Consider the following 18,851-nt stretch of genomic DNA (forward strand, 5'->3'; position numbering starts at 1 on the left):
TATTACTTCAATTCAATTGTTTTATCATGGAAGCGAAAAGCACCTGGTGAGACGACAGTTGATGCGGCAGCTTCGGTCAGAATTGTGTTCGATATCTTTTCTTTCTTTGGAAGATGAATCCCGAGTCTCCTTAACTCAACCTCTTTCAATCCGTCTATCATCAGTTGAACACAACCAATCAATAGCAGGTATGCCAGTAAGATACTGATTGTATAAAAACCTTGGCCCGTCATTAGCATATAACGGAGGAAGGAAATCTGAGAGGACCATTCACTCGTGGCTGGAGAACCAGAGAAACCCTCTTCCCCAGGCACCGTTCCGCCGAAATATAACTGAAACACACCTAAATGGATGAATAGGACTATAACTTGAAGTGTTTGCTGGCCAAAAAGGATGTAACATCTAATTTTGATCTGAGGCCACACATGTTTTCTAAAAAGCTCCAAGCGGCTCGCTCCAAGGACAACTCCGCTTGTTACGTATGCACTCGATAGGGATTGATGTATTTCCTTCCCTAACAGTATGGTAGTTAGCGGTAATACTAATAGGAACAGAATCACTATTTGCCAGATGATCTTCTCTGGAAATGACAAAAACGAGTCCGGCGTAATAATTGGCGTTAACAGCATTATCGCTAACAAAGACTGCGGCACATAATGCAATCCATCCGCCAGTTGGTCCAGGAACTTCCGGATCCTTGCTGGCATTAGCAGGACGTAGGGAATAGCAAGTAAGAACCCACCTCCGATCCGCAATGCAGCGACCAGCAAAGCGAATCCGATTGTATACTTAGCACCTGCCAACAGCACATCATCCAAATGCCTCCCCAGTCGATCCGTTCCCAGCAAATAGTCTTCTCCCGGTCCAAACGGCGCTTTTTGTACCATATTACCCGCATCATCATATTGATATTGATCCACATTGATAACAGGATCCGCTGCTAGCGTATATATACAGCTGCCGATAAACAGCAAGGCAATCAACGCGAAACCGACGATGAACTTTTTATTTCTATAGATTCTTTGATTATGTGAAACTCTAGCGAATGGTATGCGGTTTCCATTGCCCCTTGTCCCAAACAGCGGTGCCGCCTTCCATGCAGGTGCTGAGGAGATTCCTGACTTTCCCCCGAAAATCATTTCAACAATGGAATAGATGAAATAGAATGGCACAAAGAATGCTGCTAGGATAAAGAAAAAAATGATACTCTGTACTGGCTGCAGCAGCATTTCTTTCAAAATACTTGTAATACCGTACAGATTCATTAAATATTCAATCGCTGGCAGTGCTGAGAGCGTAGCCCAAGTAATAACCTTTGTATGTAAGAAAGCAGATGGGAGGATATTCGGCATGACATGACGGATTAGGATAGATCCTCTTCCTATTCCCTTGCTTTTTGCCAAAAGCACGTAGTCCTTTTTCTGCTCCTCTTCCAGCATAGACAATACGATACGGTAGAAGGCCACAAAAGGAAGAATTGCCAGTATAAGAATTGGCAAAGCATAGATTTCCTCTTGCCCCACAGAACTGAAACGGAATAATAGAAATCCAAATTGTTTAAAGAAGAAAACAATGAGTAATTGGATACCGAAAGCTAAAATGACATCCGGGATAGATTCAAAAAAATAACCCAGTCGCTTAAATGGGAGCACGACTTTGTATGGAAGCATGCACGAAGCTACTGCAAACAATAATCCTCCTAAAAATCCTGTTAGCAATGCTCCTATCAAGATTGTCATTGAATAAGACAACGCAGGAGCAAGATAATCGAATAATGGGTACACCCTTCCATACCCTTGGTCATACACCCATTGGGCAGGTTCAAGTATTTGACCAGTTAAGGCAGCAACCGCACTGAAGTATCCAGATGAACCTGGTATGAATAGTGACGGGATACAGCTTATCAGCACAAGTCCAACCAACCCCAAAAACAAATAACCTACAAAAGAGACAGTTCGCATTTCATTCCACTCTTCTTCCCTATTACAGCTTCAGTTACAATTCAAATTATATATAACATTCTGTTAATTATATACAAAAATGTAAGATTACAAAATAAAAATCTGCATATTACCTATCCTTTCAGACTGTTATAAGCAGAAATAACATAGTTTCGCACAATGATTATGACATCTTCGAATCGGGAAAAGAACCAGCGTCAGAAAGGAGGATTAACATGTATTTTTGGCTCGGTTTAATTTTCGCAGCAGGATTCGCCCTCATCCATTACTTTTCTAAGTATATGAGTTTCCTTAAAGAAACTCCTCGGAGTAAATTCCTTTCCGTTTCTGCTGGTATAGCTGTAGCCTATGTCTTCGTCCATCTTCTTCCTGAATTGAATACTTACCAGGAACAGCTGGAAGCCGAATTGGGAGACAGTGTTTGGCGCTATACAGAACACCATATTTATATTGTTGCTCTGATCGGATTGGTGCTTTTCTATGGGCTGGAAAGAATGGTGACAGTGTCGAAGCGAACAGATAAACTCAAGAATCCTGAAGCCGCGGGATCCGGTATTTTCTGGCTGCATATCAGCTCTTTCTTCCTATATAACGCTATTATAGGCTACCTGCTTGTTCGGGAAGAATATGAGTCTCCCCTCGGGATGCTCTTCTATTTTCTCGCTTTAGGTGTCCATTTCATCACCAATGACCGGAGCCTGCGAAGTGACCACAAGCACATCTATGATAAGTACGGAAGATTACTTCTTACTGGCGCCATTCTTTTGGGTTGGTTTATCGGTATCTTAACGAAATTGAACGAGGTAGCAATCTCTATTCTAAATGCATTTATTGCAGGCGGTATCGTATTGAATGTACTGAAAGAAGAACTTCCTGAGGAACGGGAAAGCAGTCTGAGAAGCTTCCTGCTTGGTGCAGGCGGTTATACCATCCTGTTATTACTGGTGTAACTAAAAAAGCGAAGAATCACATGGATCCTTCGCTTTTTTTCAGGCTTGCTGCTTTTTCAATGAATGGATGAATTCCCAAGCTTGGGTCATCTCTTCATCTGTATAATTTTGTTTCTTCTTCACTGTCCGGACTTTATCTTCTACTTCTTCCTGCGGCAGTTCTTCGAAATAAAGCATTGTGGAAACCAGCTCCAGAAAACGAGAGCTTTTTTCTTTCAGCAGGCGGACAGCCTCCTGGTAATCCGGGAATTGATTATCATAATGTGTGAGAAACTGTTGGCCTTCCTCCGTGATTGTATAACGGTATTGGAAATAGCTGCTTTTATCTTCTTTCGTCTCTTTGATAAGACCTAGGTTGCTCAGTTCATCCACACGCAGGGATAATTCCTCTGAATAGGGACCGAATAGATGGAATTCATATTTTTCTCCGAACGGAATACCATTTTTCTTCAGTATGTAAATCATCTTTTGCAGTTTCTTTCTTCCTACCACTTCTTCCACGGAAGAAAAGAATTGCAGGAGATTTGCGTGGTTGGCTAGCATAGCTGCTCCTCCTTATTGGAATAAAATCTCATAGATCCGTTGCTTCTGTTGACTGTCATCCGGCAGGGCTTCCAGAATGTCCTGAGGGAAATATAATTTATGGTCTGTTCGTTTCTTACCCGAAATCGCTTCGACAATATCCGATTGCCGGGATAATTCCTTCAATTTTCCATTCGGCAATTGCAAATGGATAGGCAAACGCTCTTCTTCTTCGCCAGGACGATAGAAGTCATAAGGCAAATCAGATGAAGAATCATCAATCAGATAATATTCCGGATCGATTCCTACCTCACTGAAGAGCTTGGACAATTCGACCATCTCTTTCATATGCAGAAGCGGGTTGAACTCGATATACTTGAATAGTCTGCGATTCAGGAATCTTTCACACAAGTCCCTTAGTATATCATCATCTTCTTCAAGCCAAGCCTGGAAATAGAAGGATGTCACATTTTCATCAAGCCTTATATAATCTTCCAAGGTGACATTTTCATCAAATAAGGAGATAAAATGCTGTGGCCGCAGCTTGAATGTATAATCGCTTTTATATAGTGCTTTTGCACGATGCAGGATCTTCGTCAGAATCACTTCCGCACTGCGTGTTACCGGGTGGAAATATACTTGCCAGTACATCTGATAGCGGCTCATGATATAATCTTCGACCGCATGCATGCCGGATTCTTTGATGACAACCTGATCTTCACGGGGACGCATCACCCGAAGTATGCGCTCCATATCGAAATGTCCATAGCTGACACCTGTGAAATAGGCGTCACGCTGCAGATAGTCCATCCTGTCTGCGTCAATTTGGCTTGAGATGATACTGACAATCAATTTGTCATCGTATGTCTTGTTGATGACTTCGGCTACTTTCTTTGGAAAACTTGTACTCACTTTCCGCAGCACATGATTTACACCTGTATCTCCCAGAATGATCTTGCGGGTGAATTCCTCATGATCCAATCCAAAAACCTTTTCAAACGAATGGGAATAGGGTCCATGACCGAGATCGTGAAGCAAAGCAGCACATAACAGCAGCAGCCGCTGTTCCTTTTTCCAATTCTTTCGGTTCTCGAAGTTGTTCACTATCCGCCTTACAATCTCATAAACCCCTAAGGAATGATTGAAACGGCTGTGTTCGGCGCCATGAAACGTCATATAAGAGGTTCCAAGCTGCTTGATCCTGCGAAGCCGCTGGAACTCCGGAGTCGCAATCAGATCCCATATCACCCTGTCACGGACATGTACATAACGATGCACAGGATCTTTGAAAACTTTTTCTTCATCTAGCTTTTCATCTCGATACGCCATTTCCTCTGCCTCACTTTATGTCAATCTGTCTCGTATTTTTTTGTCCAATAGCATTAGTTTATAAAATATCGGGTCCCCCGTAAATAACCAAAAGTAATTTTTACTCGTTTCTTGTCTACCCTATTCTTTGCTATACTATGTATTGGCGTTTGACGCCATTCAGCTGAAAAGGAGCGCGTTCTACGTGTTACATACATTACTTCAAACACCTGAATTCCGTATTATTGATCATTCCGGTGAAGACGGTCCGGAACAAGCGATGGCCTCCTTCGCGATAGATGATGCATTGGCCATCTCTGTCGGTGAAAATCAGGCTCCGCCAACTGCAAGGCTGTGGATCCATGATCGCACAATTATGCTCGGTATACCTGATTCCCGCCTGCCTTATATCAAAGAAGGTATATCCTATCTGCAGGAAAAAGGCTACAAAGCTGTCGTCCGAAACTCTGGCGGACTAGCTGTGCTGCTGGACAAAGGTGTTGTCAATCTATCCTTCATCTTCCCGGATGCCAAGCATATCGGAATCCATGACGGGTATCAAGCGATGGTTTCCTTCATCCAATATATCTTCCAAGATCTTACCGATAAGATCGAAGCTTTCGAGGTAGTCGGTTCCTATTGCCCCGGTACCTATGATTTGAGTATAGACGGCCGGAAATTCGCAGGCATATCCCAGCGCAGGGTAAAAGATGGTTCTGCCGTCCAAATCTATCTATGTGTAGACGGGAGCGGTGCATCTCGCGCCGAAATCGTTCGAGGTTTTTATGAAAGAGCAAAAAAAGATGAAGAGACTCGTTTCACCTTTCCAGATGTAATACCGGAAACGATGGCGTCTCTGGAGGAATTGCTCCAAGTCCCCCTCACAAGCGAGCAAGTTTGTAAGCGGATTGTTGATGGACTTGCCTCTATCACACAAATCAGTCCTTCCGCTGAGATGACGGAAAAAGAACTCCAGCTGCAAGAGCAACGGATGAAGCTGATGCGTACCAGAAATGAAAATTTCCAATAAAAAACCGCTGACCGATCATTCGGCTCAGCGGTTTTCTTCTTTTTCCAAGAAAGTTAATGCCTGTTTCACTGACGAGTAAAACGTGATGTTTTGTTCACTGAAATCTGCTTGACGCACACTCTCCATAGCCATTTTCGGATGGAAGCCAGTGACAATAAGACGGGTACCCATCATATCCAGCAGCTGATGCAAGCGCAGCACACCGTGATGAACCCCGCTATGGAAACGGCTGATCCCCTGCAGATCAAGAAGGAAGTTTCGCTCGCCTGACTGCTGAACATGTTCTCCGACCCGTTCCAAAATTTGATTCAGTCTGCGATCATCGACATCCCCAATCAATGGAAGAATCGATGTCGTATCCGTGATTGGGACAATAGGCGTGGATAAGCGGGATACTTCCTCCAAGTAATGGGAAACCAGCTCCTCATTCTGTTTCCGCTGTGTCACGTCCTTCTGGACACCAACAAAGAATGTCTTCTGCTCACTTTCCAAATAGATCGGGTAGATCTCCAGCTCGTTCCAGAACATTTCACCGTTTTTGCGGTAGTTTTTTAATTCAACTACGACAGGTTTTTCGTTTCTTATTGCATTCCGAACAGCATCAACGTCTTCTCTTCTCGTATCTTTCCCTTGAAGAAATCGGCAATTGTGGCCAATGATTTCTTCACCGGGATAACCAGTAAGCTCTTCGAAACCTTTGTTTGTATAAATAATCGGATTATCAGGTAGTGAGGGGTCTGTGATAACCACTCCTGCTCCTACGTAATCGATGGCATGCTTCACAAACTGATCTGTTACTTCGGATGAATAGCGGATATCCTTGCCCAACAATACTCACTCCTTTTGCATCTGAGACAAGGCTATTTTACTATATTTGAGCTGGAAAAACAAAACAAACAACATACAAAAGACGCCTCTCTTTAAGAAAGGCGCCTTCCATATATTCTTATTCTACGGATTGAGCAGCAGTGATTAGTGTAAGCTTGTACACATCATCTGCATTACAGCCGCGTGATAAATCGTTCACTGGTGCGTTCAGACCTTGCAGGATTGGACCTACAGCATCGAAGTTACCTAGACGCTGCGCAATTTTATACCCAATGTTACCTGCTTCAAGACTAGGGAATACGAACACATTCGCATCACCTTTCAACACAGCATCCGGCGCTTTTTTCGCAGCAACGGACGGTACGAAAGCAGCATCGAATTGGAATTCGCCATCCACGACAAGGTCAGGGTTTTTCTCTTTCGCGATTGCCAAAGCATCTGATACTTTTTCCGTTTCCGGAGATTTAGCAGATCCTTTAGTAGAGAAGCTGAGCAATGCAACTTTCGGGTCAATACCGAACATAGCTGCTGTTTCAGCACTTGCTACAGCAATCTCTGCAAGATCCTGACTATCAGGCGCAATATTGATCGCACAGTCACCAAACACATAGCGCTCATCTTCCCTTACCATTACGAATGCACCGGAAGTTTTCTTGTATCCTGGTTTCGTTTTAATGATTTGAAGTGCTGGGCGAACTGTATCAGCAGTAGAGTGTGCAGCACCGCTCACAAGTCCGTCTGCTTCGCCTGTGTAAACAAGCATTGTACCGAAGTAATTTTCATCTTTTAGTAATTTCTTTGCATCTTCTTCTGTCGCTTTTCCTTTGCGGCGTTCCACGAACGCTGCAACCAGCTCATCGAATTTCTCATAAGTTTCTGGATCAAGTACTGCAGCACCGTGCAAATCGATAGATAGTTCTTTTGCCTTCTGTTCCACTTGCTCTTTATTGCCGACCAAGATCGGTGCAATAATCCCCTCTTCTGCAAGCTTTCCTGCTGCTTCCAAAATACGTTCATCCAAGCCTTCCGGCAAGACGATCTTTTTATTTTGACCTGTTACTTTTTCCCGCAATGTTTGAAATAAATCACTCATCCTAAAACCCTCCTAGAATATGTCTGCATTTCTATAGTAAATCTTTTTGTTTTACTTTTAAAGTCATATCAGCGGATGCTGATTTTTTTAATTAAAATAACCGCTCCTTTAGATGTTCCCATTTCTGTCAAAGTATACACACCGGGCATACGGAACAGTTGATATAATAGACGTGGGAACTAGCAAGCAACGACAAGCATGGTGTGCTGTCGTTTGTGTTACACTATACAAAGAATGTGAACGAAAAAGGAGTGTTTAGGCATGGCAGAAGCAGTAGAAACCATGGACGGCTGGTATTGCCTGCATGATTTCCGTGTAATGGATTGGACAAGCTGGAAACTGGCTTCCGAGGATGTGCGTCAAGCAGCAGTGGAGGAATACCAGAACTGGCTTTCAAATATGGAACAAGTGGAAGAAGCGAAAAACGGCAGTCAGCTTGTTTATAAGATCATTGGTCATAAAGCTGACTTGATGTTTATGATTATGCGCCCGACAATGGATGAATTGCAGGAGATCGAAACAGCTTTCGATAAAATGCAAATCGCATCTTTCATGACGAAAAGCTTCTCTTACCTATCTGTCGTCGAACTTTCTAAATATATGAGCAAACCTGGTGTTGATATCGAACAAAGACCAGAAGTACAAGCACGCTTGAAACCGATTCTTCCTCGCTGGGACTATATGTGCTTCTACCCGATGGATAAACGCCGGATGAATGATGACAACTGGTATTCACTTGAAAAAGATGCTCGCTCAAAGCTAATGTATGAGCACAGCAAAACCGGCCGTAAATACGCTGGTCAAATCAAACAAATCATCACTGGTTCATTTGGTTTCGATGATTGGGAATGGGGCGTTACATTATTCGCACACGATCCGCTGCCAATCAAGAAGCTAGTGTATGAAATGAGATTTGATGAAGTGAGCGCACGCTATGGCGAATTCGGCGACTTCTATTTCGGTAATATCCTTGATAAAGAAGCTGCATCCGCCTACTTCCATATCTAATGAAAGCTGGACCAAACTTGGTCCAGCTTTTTTTATTCCCTAGTTCTACTCCCCTTTAAGGCTTCATATCATGTCAAAGAACAGGCATGAGTTCCTTTGACAGGAGGTAAGGCGATTACGGTTGTGAATGCAGCGCATATTAAACAGCCCTTGCTAGCTGCGCAATCCGCAAGCACAGCTGCAGCCTGACCGAGTGTCTTCTTAAAGGATATAGGAAAGGGGAATGAAAATGAGTAAGAACCCGAGTCAAGAGAACCAAACTCCGAGCACCCCGCAGTATCAGGAACAGAGCCCGAGCCAGGCCTATACTTACCCGCAAGTACCGAATTACAGCTATCCAACTCGTCAGCAAAACCAGCCGTTTTTCCCGCAGCAACAACAGCAACAGCAAGTTCCATCACAAGTCCAAGGCGGCGGTCCGATCGGTACTGGTGCAGGTCCAGGACTTCCGACCGAACAGTCTTACATCGAGAACATTCTGCGTCTGAATCGAGGAAAACTAGCTACTGTTTATATGACCTTCGAAAACAATGACCGCTGGAACGCAAAGATCTTCAAAGGCGTTATTGAGGCTGCTGGACGTGATCACATCATTCTTCGTGATCCTGAGAACAACCGCCGCTACTTGTTACTCATGGTATATCTCGATTATGTAACATTCGATGAACCGCTCAATTATAACTACCCGTACGGAAATCCAGGCGGTCTGGCAACTTATCCTGCACGATAGAAAAACCTCTGCTTCGGCAGAGGTTTTCTTTATAGATATTTAATTGCAGAATAACCGAGCAGCACCCAGCCGATCAAGAATGCCACACCGCCTACAGGTGTAATGATAGCAAAGATCGTTATTCCGCTGACAGCGTATATGTAAAGCGTTCCTGAAAATAGCAGGATGCCCGCGATAAAGAAACCGCCAGCAGTCGTCAAACTGCCTGCTTGTATCTTCTGCAGCAATAACGCTACTCCGATAATGGCTATCGTATGGAACATTTGATATTGTACCGCTTTCTCCCACGTGGCAATTGCCTTCTCAGACAATCTCCCTTCCAGTCCATGTGCTCCGAATGCCCCAAGTGCTACCGTAAGGAAACCACTTATGGCTGCGATTATGAGTAATACTTTCATTTTTCTGCTCCTTTATATCAAAAATCGAACAATGATTTGCCGTTCGACTCTTCATCATCGTCTTCGAATGCTTTTTTCGATGGCTGCTGAGCTGGCCATTCCCCTGTCATTGCTGCCCATTCTGCTGCTGATGGGCTTTCTGCTGCTTCTGACGGTTTAGACACCTGCGTTTTGACTGGACGCTCTGAACGCTCGCTTTGCAAAAACAGGTCACACATTGAACGGACCGCCCGAACATGCTCCCGCTGTTTTTGAACGTCATCAAGGTCTAACGCACGTTCCAGCTCCTCTTTCATATGCTTAAGCACTGCTTCTTCACTTAACAAGTCTAACCCCTCCATCGTTTTACTGCTACCTGCATTATAACAGATATGAACGAAAAAATTTAACCCCAAAACAAGAACGCATGTTCCTTTATATTTAAAATACTTATACTGTTCACAACAATTCAAAAATTGGAAGCTGATTACGGAAGATATATCGAAGAACTCATGATATTCAATGATTTTCAGTTTTCATTTATGGCTTATATGCAAGCTGGTCATTCTTCCAATTCACTTTGTGCCGGTGTAGACTGAAAAGTAAATAAAAGACCCGCCACATGGCGGGTCTTCTATTATTGCGCTTGCTTCAGTATATCTGATTGTTCGGTGACATATTGTTCATGCATCCATTTTAAGAAATCATATTCTGTGGCTGTGGAGGGACGTTTCAAATCCTGTTCCACTTGGTCGACAAAAGATAAAAAGCTGATCATTGCTAATTACCTCCTCTGGTTATACCTCTACCATCATTCTAATCGAGAATTGGATGCATGACAACAAATTTTCAAAATATTCACGACAAATTAATAGTTTCTGCTAAATCTATTAATCTTCACTATTTTGCAAACGCAGCTCCAAATGACTGATCCGCTGCTTAAGAGCATCGACATCTGCTTTCGTAGCAAGTCCCAGGTCATTTACTTTTTTCTGCATGTTCTCTTGATTCTTTTCGTTCCATTCATTGGATTTAGCTTCTCCTTTATCTACAAAACGCTGGATCAAATCCTTTGCTTGCTGCGGCGTAATCTCTCCCTTTGCCACCAACTCTTTCAGTTTGGCATCCAGCTTTTCCTTCCCAGCCAAAGCAGCACCTACACCTAAAAGAAATCCTTTGCGTAACAAATCAGCCATTATCATAACCTCCTGGTTTTATTTATGGATCTAAGCAGCAGAACATGCTTGATAAAGAGGATCAACCATAGTCCAAAGAAGATAAACGTCAGGATAAACCCGACAAGGACGAGCCAAAACGTATGCTGGGCGATACCCAAGATGCCAGTGTACGCCGAACCAGCTGTCAGGGCGAGTAACAGAACCGTGTAAAAGAAGTAGAATTGGTGCAGCAGCTGGTTTTTTTGCTTATCCCTTTCCCATCCGCGCTGTTTCTCCCCGTCAGTGAGCCAATCGACCAGTGCTCTGGGCATGGACAGGAATGGACGAAGTGAATTGGTGATGATACCAGTATAGATGGAACTATGCTTTTTAGAACCTCTCATCCAGCGCAGAATAACCGGTTTTCCCCATTCTACTAAATCTGCTTGCGGATAAATGACAGCTACAAGGCCAATTGCCAAGAAGACTGCCCTTCCAAGGAAAGCGAAATCTGCAGGAAGCTGGATCGGCTGTTCTTTTACAATTACCTGCAGCTCCTCCATCAGCTGTAAGAAGGATTCCGTGTCTCCTACATCGAGTTCTCCTCCCTTGTACAAATCCACTGTTTTCCGAAGAATCCGTTTCACCTTCTCCGAATCTGCAGATGGAAGCAAAAACTCCATATTATAGAGGGCTTGAATGACAGCTTCGTAATCATCCAGTACAATTCCCTGGATAGCCTCCCGTAAGTATTCCGTGTCCGTTGCCCTGATTTCACCGACCATACCAAAATCCAGCAATACGATTTTTCCATCAGGCTGAACCATGATATTTCCTGCGTGGGGATCTGCATGGAACATACCGCTGTTCAGAAACTGATCAGAAAAAAATTGAAAAAGTGCTTTGGCTACTTGCTCACGCGGGATCTTTTGGGCATCCAGATAATCTGTATCCGTCACTTTCCTGCCTTCCACCCAGTCCATAACAAGTACTCTGCCCGTGCAGAGCTCTGGATAATAATCCGGCACCCTGATGTCCGGGTTTCCTTTGTACCGTTTCTTGAAATAATCCGCATGCTCCAATTCTTTCCGAAAATCCAATTCCCGGCTTATGATGGTCACTACTTCCGCGTACAGAGCCTTCATATCCGATTTCTTTCCGATACTCGTAAATTTGCGGAGCAGGAAGAAGATGATTCGCAGTGCTTTGAAATCCATATGGAATATACGCCTGACATTATGCCGCTGGACCTTAACCGCAATCTTCCGTCCGTTTTGCAGGTATGCTTCGTACACTTCACCGATTGAAGCAGAAGCAACAGCTTTTGGATTCAAATTCACTATCTCTGTACCATAACGGCTGCCAAGCTCTTCCTTTAGTATTGCTTCCGAATGTGCAAAGGATGTCGGTTTTACTCTGTCGACGAGGCCCTCCATCTCCCGGATGAACACCTTTGGCAGCAGATCAGCACGCGAACTGAGAAACTGACCTAACTTGATCAGCAATCCGCCCTTCTTCTCTGCGGTTTTCCGATATTCCCGTGCCTGCTTTGTCAGTAATGCTTCCCATTCCTGTTTATCCTGTTCATCCCACACGCGGCTATGCAGCAGGTAAAACCAGTAGATCTGCAGCATAAATCGGATGACCATCCAAACGATAGCCATAATACGACGGGTGGATTTGACACGCATGCATACACCTCATTTTCAGACAATTGCCTTCTTTCTTGCTATTTTCTATTATAGCTAGTACCTCTCTTGCTTGTCTATCAACCTGCGGCTATGTCGAAAAACGTAAAAATAACAGTTTTATAAATATTTTTTAATAAAACAGTTTATTTTTCCTCGGAAAACGCTTACAATATTGATATATAAGACTGATGGTAAAATCAATAACCCTTAACGGAGGTATAGTATGTCTAGCATATCTAAAAATGCTGTTCTGCCTGAAAAACGTTCCGTCGATAATAACAAGTCTAATAAACAATTTTTGTACCCTTCTTACCTGCTTGAAAACCAGCTGATGGATGCTGTATCCGATGGTGATTTGAATGGGGCATTATCTATAATTGAAAGCCTATCCACTTCTGAACGCCCGAAGTATGCCTTCCAACCATTGCGGTCAGCAAAAAACCAATTGATCAGTATCTGCACGCTGTACACACGTGCTATATTGAGAGGCGGCGCTTCTCAAGAAGTAGCATCAAGCCTCAATATGACGTATATGCTTGAAATCGAGAACTGCCAGACAGAGCAGGAACTTTCAGAGTTGGAATATGATATGCTTGTCCGTTTCATCGAGGGCTTGAATAAAAGCAGAGCCACCCAATACTCCAACATCATCAATGAAGCTATCAGTTATATACAATCACATATCTTGGAGGATTTGAGCTTACAGGCAATCAGCTCCCACTGTAATGTGAATCCAAGCTACCTTTCCCATTTGTTCAAAAAAGAAGTCGGTGTTTCCACAGTCCAATTCATCAATCAAAAGAAGATTGAGGAAGCCAAATACTTCTTGCTTCATACAAACCAATCGATTGCTGATCTGGCTAAGAAGTTCAACTTCTGCAACCAAAGCTATTTCACCGCCCAATTTAAGTTCTATACATCGATGACTCCGAAGCAATTCCGCGATTCACGCGCAGTTTAAAAAAACCGCACAGGATTACCTGTGCGGTTTTTTTATGGACTTTTCAGCTCGATCAATGGTTTCCATATCCGAAGCATCCAGCGCTGGGAAAGGACCAGTACAATGCTAATCGTGACAATGAGGAGGCCCAATACATCGAGACCATTGCTTACCTTGAATAAGTCATCCACCCTGATCCACTGGATGAAAAATCCGTGCAGGAGATAAACATACAATGTCCGCTGTCCATACTTTGTAAATGTCATCTCTTTGTTTGGAACAAGTGCCAGAATACTGATCATCATCAGTCCTGAGAATATATAAACAAACAGCCGAATCAGCCCGCCTGCTTCCCCTGCACCCAAAACCGCATACGATTTCGAACCGAGCAGCCACTCAGTTGGAATGTCAGGATAAAGATAGAATAAAATACCTGCTGCAATCAGCATGAGGCCCCCTCCTATTCTTATCGGCATTTGCCGGAGAAGGGCAAGCTGCTTTCTTGTCATCCAATAACCGATTAAGAAAAACGGAAAGAAAACAAACGTCCTGGAAAGGCTCAATGCTCCTCCTATTTCATTAAAGTACCCCACAAATAAACCAATGAGAACAGCTAGCGGAATACCAATACCAGGACGAATCCTTTTGAATGGAATAAGCAGTATATGCCAGCAGAACAAACTTAGCAAAAACCATAGTGCCCATTGCGGCACAAGAATGGATTCCATCCAGCCTTCTTTTCCGATCATATAATAATAAATCGTATAGATGACTTGGAAAAACAGAAATGGTAAAAGCAGCTTTTTCGCCAGTTTTTCAACAGCAGCCTTACTTCCAGCTCCCCTGGCAAAGAAACCAGCCAGGAAAATGAATACAGGCATATGAAAGGTATATATCCATGTATAGCTTATTTGCAGGAATAACATGTCCTGATACGGCTGGATGAGATGTCCGAATACGACAAAAGCAATCATAAGCAGTCTTGCATTATCAAAATACGCATCGCGTTCCATACTATCGCTTCCTTCTTCAGGATGTATTCTTCCATAGTAAGGAGCACGGAGCAGAAACGCTATAGCATAAGCCCTTTCTTCATTGACTTGTTAGCAAGCTGTCAAGGTGCTGTCATATACGACATCCAAGTGTAAAAGAACGTGCAGAATTATCCAGCTTCTGGTTTCTTTTTAGGCCGGGCAGGTGTTTTTTTCCTGGTGGTCTTCTTTGCTGCCGGCTTATCCTTTTTCGCTTTATCCAGTGACGCCTGCAATGCGTCCATCAAGTTCGTAACATTGCTCGGCTGTTTCTTAGCAGTCGGAATCTGGACTTGTTCATGATCACGTTTCGCCTGGATCAAATCAAGCAAGGCTTCCCGGTAATCATCATTGTATTTTTCCGGATCAAAAGTAGCTGTAAGCTGTTCGATAAGCAGTTTGGCTGTTTTCAATTCTTTATCGACAATTGCATCTTCCGCAGGTATATTCGGCACATCAGCGACGTTACGAACCTCATCCGGATAATGAATTGTCTCCACAACGAGTACATTCTTATATACACGTATGACAGCCAGCTGCTGCTTTGAACGGATGACCATGGAGGCAACCCCGATTTTCCCTGTATCCTCAAGTGCTTTTCGCAATAAGCTATATGCCTTTGTTCCGCCTTCATTTGGAGACAAGTAGTAGCAGCGTTCAAAATAGATGGGATCAATTTCCTCTAAGCTGACAAAGTCGACGATTTCCACTGCTTTGTCTTCCTGCTCTTTCTGCAGAGCCTGTAACTCGTCCTCATCCAGCACAACAAATTTGTTCTTCGTGTATTCATAGGCTTTGACGATATCCTCTGTTTGTAATTCCTTTTCACAATGCGGACAAACTTTCTCATACTTAACTGGTGTGTTGCACTCTTTATGCAGCTGCCGCAGCTTCACATCTTTGTTTTCCGTAGCAGCATGCATCTTTACGGGAATATTAACAAGCCCGAAGCTGATAGTCCCCTTCCACATCGTATGCATGAACTGTTCACTCCTTTTTAGCCTAGTTTGTACGTCTGTTCCATGTTTAATTCCGGTACAATGCTTCAAACTAGAAAGAAAGGAGCGAGATAACATGCAGGTTATGAAGCCAATCTATCGGGATGACTGCCCTACCGGGGAAGAGTGGATATATGAAGTGAAATATGACGGGTTCAGAGCTGTTTTGACGGTTACAAATGACCTTGTGACGCTGAAAAGCAAGAATGGAATTGATTTATCCCCGCAATTCCCGGAAATCATTGCGTATGCTGAACAGCAGAAACTTCTAGTGGATAAGCATATACCTTTCTCGATTGATGGCGAGCTGATTGTTCCGAAAAATGCACAAAGCGGTGATTTTAGCTTACTTCAAACACGAGGAAGATTGAAATCAGCAGATCGGATCAAGCAGATCGCTGCTCAGCGTCCTGCTGTATTGATGGCTTTCGATTTGCTTGTCGATGGCGGGAAAGGACAGGAAAGACGTCGGCTATCCTCCCGTAAGCAAGCATTGCAGGAGCTGATCGGTTTATTCCATGATCAATCCGGAGCTATACGATACGTGGATTATTACTTGGATGCAGCCGCTCTGATGGATTCTGTCATCTTGCATCAAGGAGAAGGCATCATAGCCAAACGATCAGCAAGTACATATAAGACCGGCAAGCAGCATCATGACTGGTACAAAATCAAAAATTGGCGTAAAATCACCGCCGTTTTGACTGCTTATGATAAGGAAAATGATTATTTTCATGCGCAGCTGGCAGATGAAACAGGTCAATTCGTGCCGATCGGAAAATGCAGGCACGGGATGGAAGAGTCAGAACGAAGCACACTCACTGCTTTTTTCAAGGAAAATGGAAAAACGGAAAATAACCTTCTGCTTCTTCCTCCAGCAGTTTGTGCCAAAATAAATTGTCTTGGGCAAGCGGATGAGGAACTACGTGAACCGAGGTTCCACGGTCTATCCCCAACAATGACAGCTGCTGACTGCACAAAGCAGCAGGCAGCAATCGATCTTGCCCAGTTCCCGCAGACAGTCGAACTGAGCAAGCTGGACAAGCTGTATTGGGAAGAAGCACAAATTGATAAGCTGCGTTATCTGCTTTATATTCGGACGGTCGCACCATTCATGCTGCCACATATGAGAAATCGGGAGATGACAATCATCCGCTGCCCTGATGGAATTGAAGCAGAATTTTTCTATCAGAAGCACAGACCTGATTATGCACCTGATTTTATACCTGATACAAAAACACTGCAGTGTCCGGACTTACAGACGTTGATTTGGTTCGCTAATCATGGAAGTATTGAATTTCATGCTCCATTCCACCAAATCGGAAGTGCGTTTCCCCGGGAGATTGCGATTGATCTTGATCCGCCAACGGATGATGCACTTCCTCTGGCTATCAAGGCCGCCAGTTTACTTAAAGACTGGCTGGACCAAATGCAGCTCTCTGCATTTATCAAGACTTCCGGCAGTAAAGGTTTGCAGCTGTACATTCCATTACCGGACAATCAGCTAACCTACGAGCAAGCAGGTATTTTCACGGAAGCTTTGGCAAGATTGCTCGTCCAGCAGCATCCTGATCTATTTACAATCGAAAGAATGAAGAAAAATCGCCATGAGCGTTTGTATATTGATTATGTCCAGTTCGGAATGGGAAAAACACTGCCAGTTCCTTACACAGCACGAAAACGCAGCAGTGGTACTATCAGTGCGCCATTGTTCTGGGAGGAAGTAAAACAGGGGCTCGCACTTGAGGACTTCACCATTTTCACTGTGCCGGAGCGAGTACGCCAAAAAGGCTGCCCCTTCGCTTCCTATGAGGAAGCCAGGAACAGCCAAAGGCTGGATTCCATTATCCAGTTGGTATGATTACTTAAATTGGAACGCCCATGCTCCTTGACGGAAGACTGCGACAGTTGAACCGTCTTCTTTCACACCATCGATGTCCAGATCAGCAGATCCTATCATGAAATCTTCATGCATGATGCTGTCATTCACGCCTGCCGCTTCTAGTTCTGCGGCTGTCATATCATTGCCGCCTGCAATACAAGTCGGATATGCTTTTCCTAATGCAAGGTGGCAGGAAGCATTTTCATCGAACAATGTATTATAAAAAATCAATCCGGATTGTGAAACTGGAGACTTATGCGGAACAAGTGCTACCTCGCCAAGTCGTTTAGCACCAGCATCGGCTTCCAGGAGGTTTTTCAGCGCTTCTTGGCCTTTTTCTGCCTTATAGTCAACCACTTCGCCATCCTTGAAAGTCAGCTGGAAATTTTCGATCAGCTGGCCATTGAAGTTATAAGGCAGTGTACTGGAGACTGTACCGTTCACACCATTCTTGTGCGGCATTGTGAATACCTCTTCAGTCGGGATATTAGCATTGAAGTCCACACCTGCTTCTGTCGGACCTGATCCACCACTCCAAATATGCCCTTTCGGAAGCTCGATTGACAAATCTGTTCCCTTTGCTTTATAAATCAATTTGGTGAATTGCTGCTTATTCATATAATCGGCAGCTAGGTGCAGCTGTTCATTATGCGCCTTCCATGCAGCATTAGGATCTTCATTCCCCGCTACACGGCTGATGCGCAGGATTTCTTCCATCATTGCTTCTTGTGCTTCTTCAACTGATTTTTCCGGGAATACCTTCTTGGACCATGCGACGGTTGGATAAGCAACAATCGACCATTGCATCTTGTCTTTCATCATATAATCACGATATGGTGTCAAACCTTTTCCGGCAGATTTCATATAAGCAGCAACTTTAGAGCCATCCACTTTCTCCAAAAGGTCTGGATTCTCGCCAAGGATATTTAAAACTGCGTAATTATCTTTGACCATTTCGTTACGAGCATGGAATTTCCATGCAGGCACATTCTCCAGAGCTTCGATTGGAGCATGTGTATAACGCTGGACAACCAGCTCGTCATCCAGCCATTCTGTATGTACATCTTTCGCACCTGCTTTGTATGCCTCTTCCGCAACCATTCGAGTGAAACGTACAGATTCTATTGGTGCGACAAGCAAAAGTCCTTGTCCTTTTTGAAGATTAACGCCGGTCTGGATAGCCAGTTTGGCAAACTGCCGCAGCTGTTCTTCGAATTTTTTCATTGAATACCCCTCCATTAAAACAAATGTACCTTACCTATTATAGCGTAAAATTAGAATATTCACGAAACATAAGTAAACGAGGTACCACATTGCTACTTCATAAAAACGGGTTCCAATAAAA

Annotated in this window: 19 protein-coding genes; 6 read left to right on the forward strand and 13 right to left on the reverse strand. The window is 43.7% G+C overall.

Annotated elements, in window-relative coordinates:
• Positions 1–2: 2 nt before the first annotated feature.
• Entirely contained in the window at positions 3–1,961 is a 1,959-nt protein-coding gene (locus tag SFC25_RS15870; protein ID WP_411216220.1) for an ABC transporter permease subunit, read from the reverse strand.
• Positions 1,962–2,176: 215 nt separating this feature from the next.
• On the opposite strand from SFC25_RS15870, the gene SFC25_RS15875 reads away from it, so the two are divergent.
• Positions 2,177–2,911, forward strand: a complete 735-nt coding sequence (locus SFC25_RS15875; RefSeq protein ID WP_411216221.1) for a ZIP family transporter — start codon at positions 2,177–2,179, stop codon at positions 2,909–2,911.
• Positions 2,912–2,950: 39 nt separating this feature from the next.
• On the opposite strand, the gene SFC25_RS15880 is transcribed toward SFC25_RS15875, so the two are convergent.
• Entirely contained in the window at positions 2,951–3,454 is a 504-nt protein-coding gene (locus SFC25_RS15880) for a YwgA family protein (protein ID WP_411216222.1), read from the reverse strand.
• A gap of 12 nt (positions 3,455–3,466) precedes the next feature.
• A complete protein-coding gene (locus SFC25_RS15885) occupies positions 3,467–4,762 on the reverse strand; it encodes an HD domain-containing protein (protein WP_411216223.1) in 1,296 nt (431 codons plus the stop codon).
• A 184-nt stretch (positions 4,763–4,946) separates the two neighbouring features.
• Between SFC25_RS15885 and SFC25_RS15890 the strand changes: the two genes are divergently transcribed.
• Positions 4,947–5,771 (forward strand): lipoate--protein ligase family protein, encoded by an 825-nt coding sequence (locus tag SFC25_RS15890; protein ID WP_411216224.1) that lies wholly within the window; start codon positions 4,947–4,949, stop codon positions 5,769–5,771.
• 24 nt (positions 5,772–5,795) lie between these two features.
• On the opposite strand, the gene ytvA is transcribed toward SFC25_RS15890, so the two are convergent.
• Both ytvA and pta read right to left on the reverse strand, forming a co-directional pair.
• Positions 5,796–6,599 carry a YtvA family blue-light photoreceptor gene (ytvA, locus tag SFC25_RS15895; RefSeq protein WP_411216225.1) on the reverse strand — a complete coding sequence of 268 codons (804 nt, stop codon included), beginning with the start codon at positions 6,597–6,599 and terminating at the stop codon, positions 5,796–5,798.
• A gap of 118 nt (positions 6,600–6,717) precedes the next feature.
• Positions 6,718–7,692: a phosphate acetyltransferase gene (pta, locus tag SFC25_RS15900; RefSeq protein ID WP_411216226.1), complete on the reverse strand. Its 975-nt coding sequence runs from the start codon at positions 7,690–7,692 to the stop codon at positions 6,718–6,720.
• Positions 7,693–7,953: 261 nt separating this feature from the next.
• Here pta and hemQ point away from each other — a divergent pair, with 261 nt between their 5' ends.
• Positions 7,954–8,700 carry a hydrogen peroxide-dependent heme synthase gene (gene hemQ / locus SFC25_RS15905; RefSeq protein WP_411216227.1) on the forward strand — a complete coding sequence of 249 codons (747 nt, stop codon included), beginning with the start codon at positions 7,954–7,956 and terminating at the stop codon, positions 8,698–8,700.
• A gap of 223 nt (positions 8,701–8,923) precedes the next feature.
• Entirely contained in the window at positions 8,924–9,430 is a 507-nt protein-coding gene (gene gerQ / locus SFC25_RS15910; RefSeq protein ID WP_411216228.1) for a spore coat protein GerQ, read from the forward strand.
• A gap of 29 nt (positions 9,431–9,459) precedes the next feature.
• Here the strand turns inward: gerQ and SFC25_RS15915 are convergent, their stop codons facing one another.
• From SFC25_RS15915 to SFC25_RS15935, 5 genes are all read right to left on the reverse strand, one after another.
• Positions 9,460–9,828 (reverse strand): DUF423 domain-containing protein, encoded by a 369-nt coding sequence (locus tag SFC25_RS15915; protein WP_411216229.1) that lies wholly within the window; start codon positions 9,826–9,828, stop codon positions 9,460–9,462.
• 17 nt (positions 9,829–9,845) lie between these two features.
• Positions 9,846–10,154, reverse strand: a complete 309-nt coding sequence (locus SFC25_RS15920; RefSeq protein WP_411216230.1) for a YwdI family protein — start codon at positions 10,152–10,154, stop codon at positions 9,846–9,848.
• Positions 10,155–10,444: 290 nt separating this feature from the next.
• Complete coding sequence (locus SFC25_RS15925; RefSeq protein ID WP_411216231.1) at positions 10,445–10,585, reverse strand: hypothetical protein; 141 nt, start codon at positions 10,583–10,585, stop codon at positions 10,445–10,447.
• 112 nt (positions 10,586–10,697) lie between these two features.
• The gene (locus SFC25_RS15930; RefSeq protein ID WP_411216232.1) at positions 10,698–11,003 is read right to left on the reverse strand and encodes a phasin family protein; all 306 of its coding nucleotides are present in this window, start codon (positions 11,001–11,003) and stop codon (positions 10,698–10,700) included.
• Positions 11,004–11,005: 2 nt separating this feature from the next.
• Complete coding sequence (locus tag SFC25_RS15935; RefSeq protein WP_411216233.1) at positions 11,006–12,655, reverse strand: ABC1 kinase family protein; 1,650 nt, start codon at positions 12,653–12,655, stop codon at positions 11,006–11,008.
• Positions 12,656–12,878: 223 nt separating this feature from the next.
• Here SFC25_RS15935 and SFC25_RS15940 point away from each other — a divergent pair, with 223 nt between their 5' ends.
• On the forward strand, positions 12,879–13,616 hold the full coding sequence (locus tag SFC25_RS15940; protein ID WP_411216234.1) for an AraC family transcriptional regulator: 738 nt from the start codon (positions 12,879–12,881) through the stop codon (positions 13,614–13,616).
• Positions 13,617–13,648: 32 nt separating this feature from the next.
• Here SFC25_RS15940 and SFC25_RS15945 read toward each other — a convergent pair whose 3' ends face one another.
• Together SFC25_RS15945 and ku are read right to left on the reverse strand one after the other, a co-directional pair.
• Positions 13,649–14,608 carry an acyltransferase family protein gene (locus SFC25_RS15945; RefSeq protein ID WP_411216235.1) on the reverse strand — a complete coding sequence of 320 codons (960 nt, stop codon included), beginning with the start codon at positions 14,606–14,608 and terminating at the stop codon, positions 13,649–13,651.
• Between the two features lie 149 nt (positions 14,609–14,757).
• Positions 14,758–15,606 carry a non-homologous end joining protein Ku gene (ku, locus tag SFC25_RS15950; protein WP_411216236.1) on the reverse strand — a complete coding sequence of 283 codons (849 nt, stop codon included), beginning with the start codon at positions 15,604–15,606 and terminating at the stop codon, positions 14,758–14,760.
• Positions 15,607–15,700: 94 nt separating this feature from the next.
• Here ku and ligD point away from each other — a divergent pair, with 94 nt between their 5' ends.
• On the forward strand, positions 15,701–17,485 hold the full coding sequence (gene ligD, locus SFC25_RS15955; RefSeq protein ID WP_411216237.1) for a DNA ligase D: 1,785 nt from the start codon (positions 15,701–15,703) through the stop codon (positions 17,483–17,485).
• On the opposite strand, the gene SFC25_RS15960 is transcribed toward ligD, so the two are convergent.
• Positions 17,486–18,730 carry an aminopeptidase gene (locus tag SFC25_RS15960; RefSeq protein ID WP_411216238.1) on the reverse strand — a complete coding sequence of 415 codons (1,245 nt, stop codon included), beginning with the start codon at positions 18,728–18,730 and terminating at the stop codon, positions 17,486–17,488.
• Between the last annotated feature and the right edge of the window lie 121 nt (positions 18,731–18,851).

This window comes from Terribacillus saccharophilus, from assembly GCF_046592595.1.
Classification (GTDB): Bacteria; Bacillota; Bacilli; order Bacillales; family Amphibacillaceae; genus Terribacillus; species Terribacillus saccharophilus_C.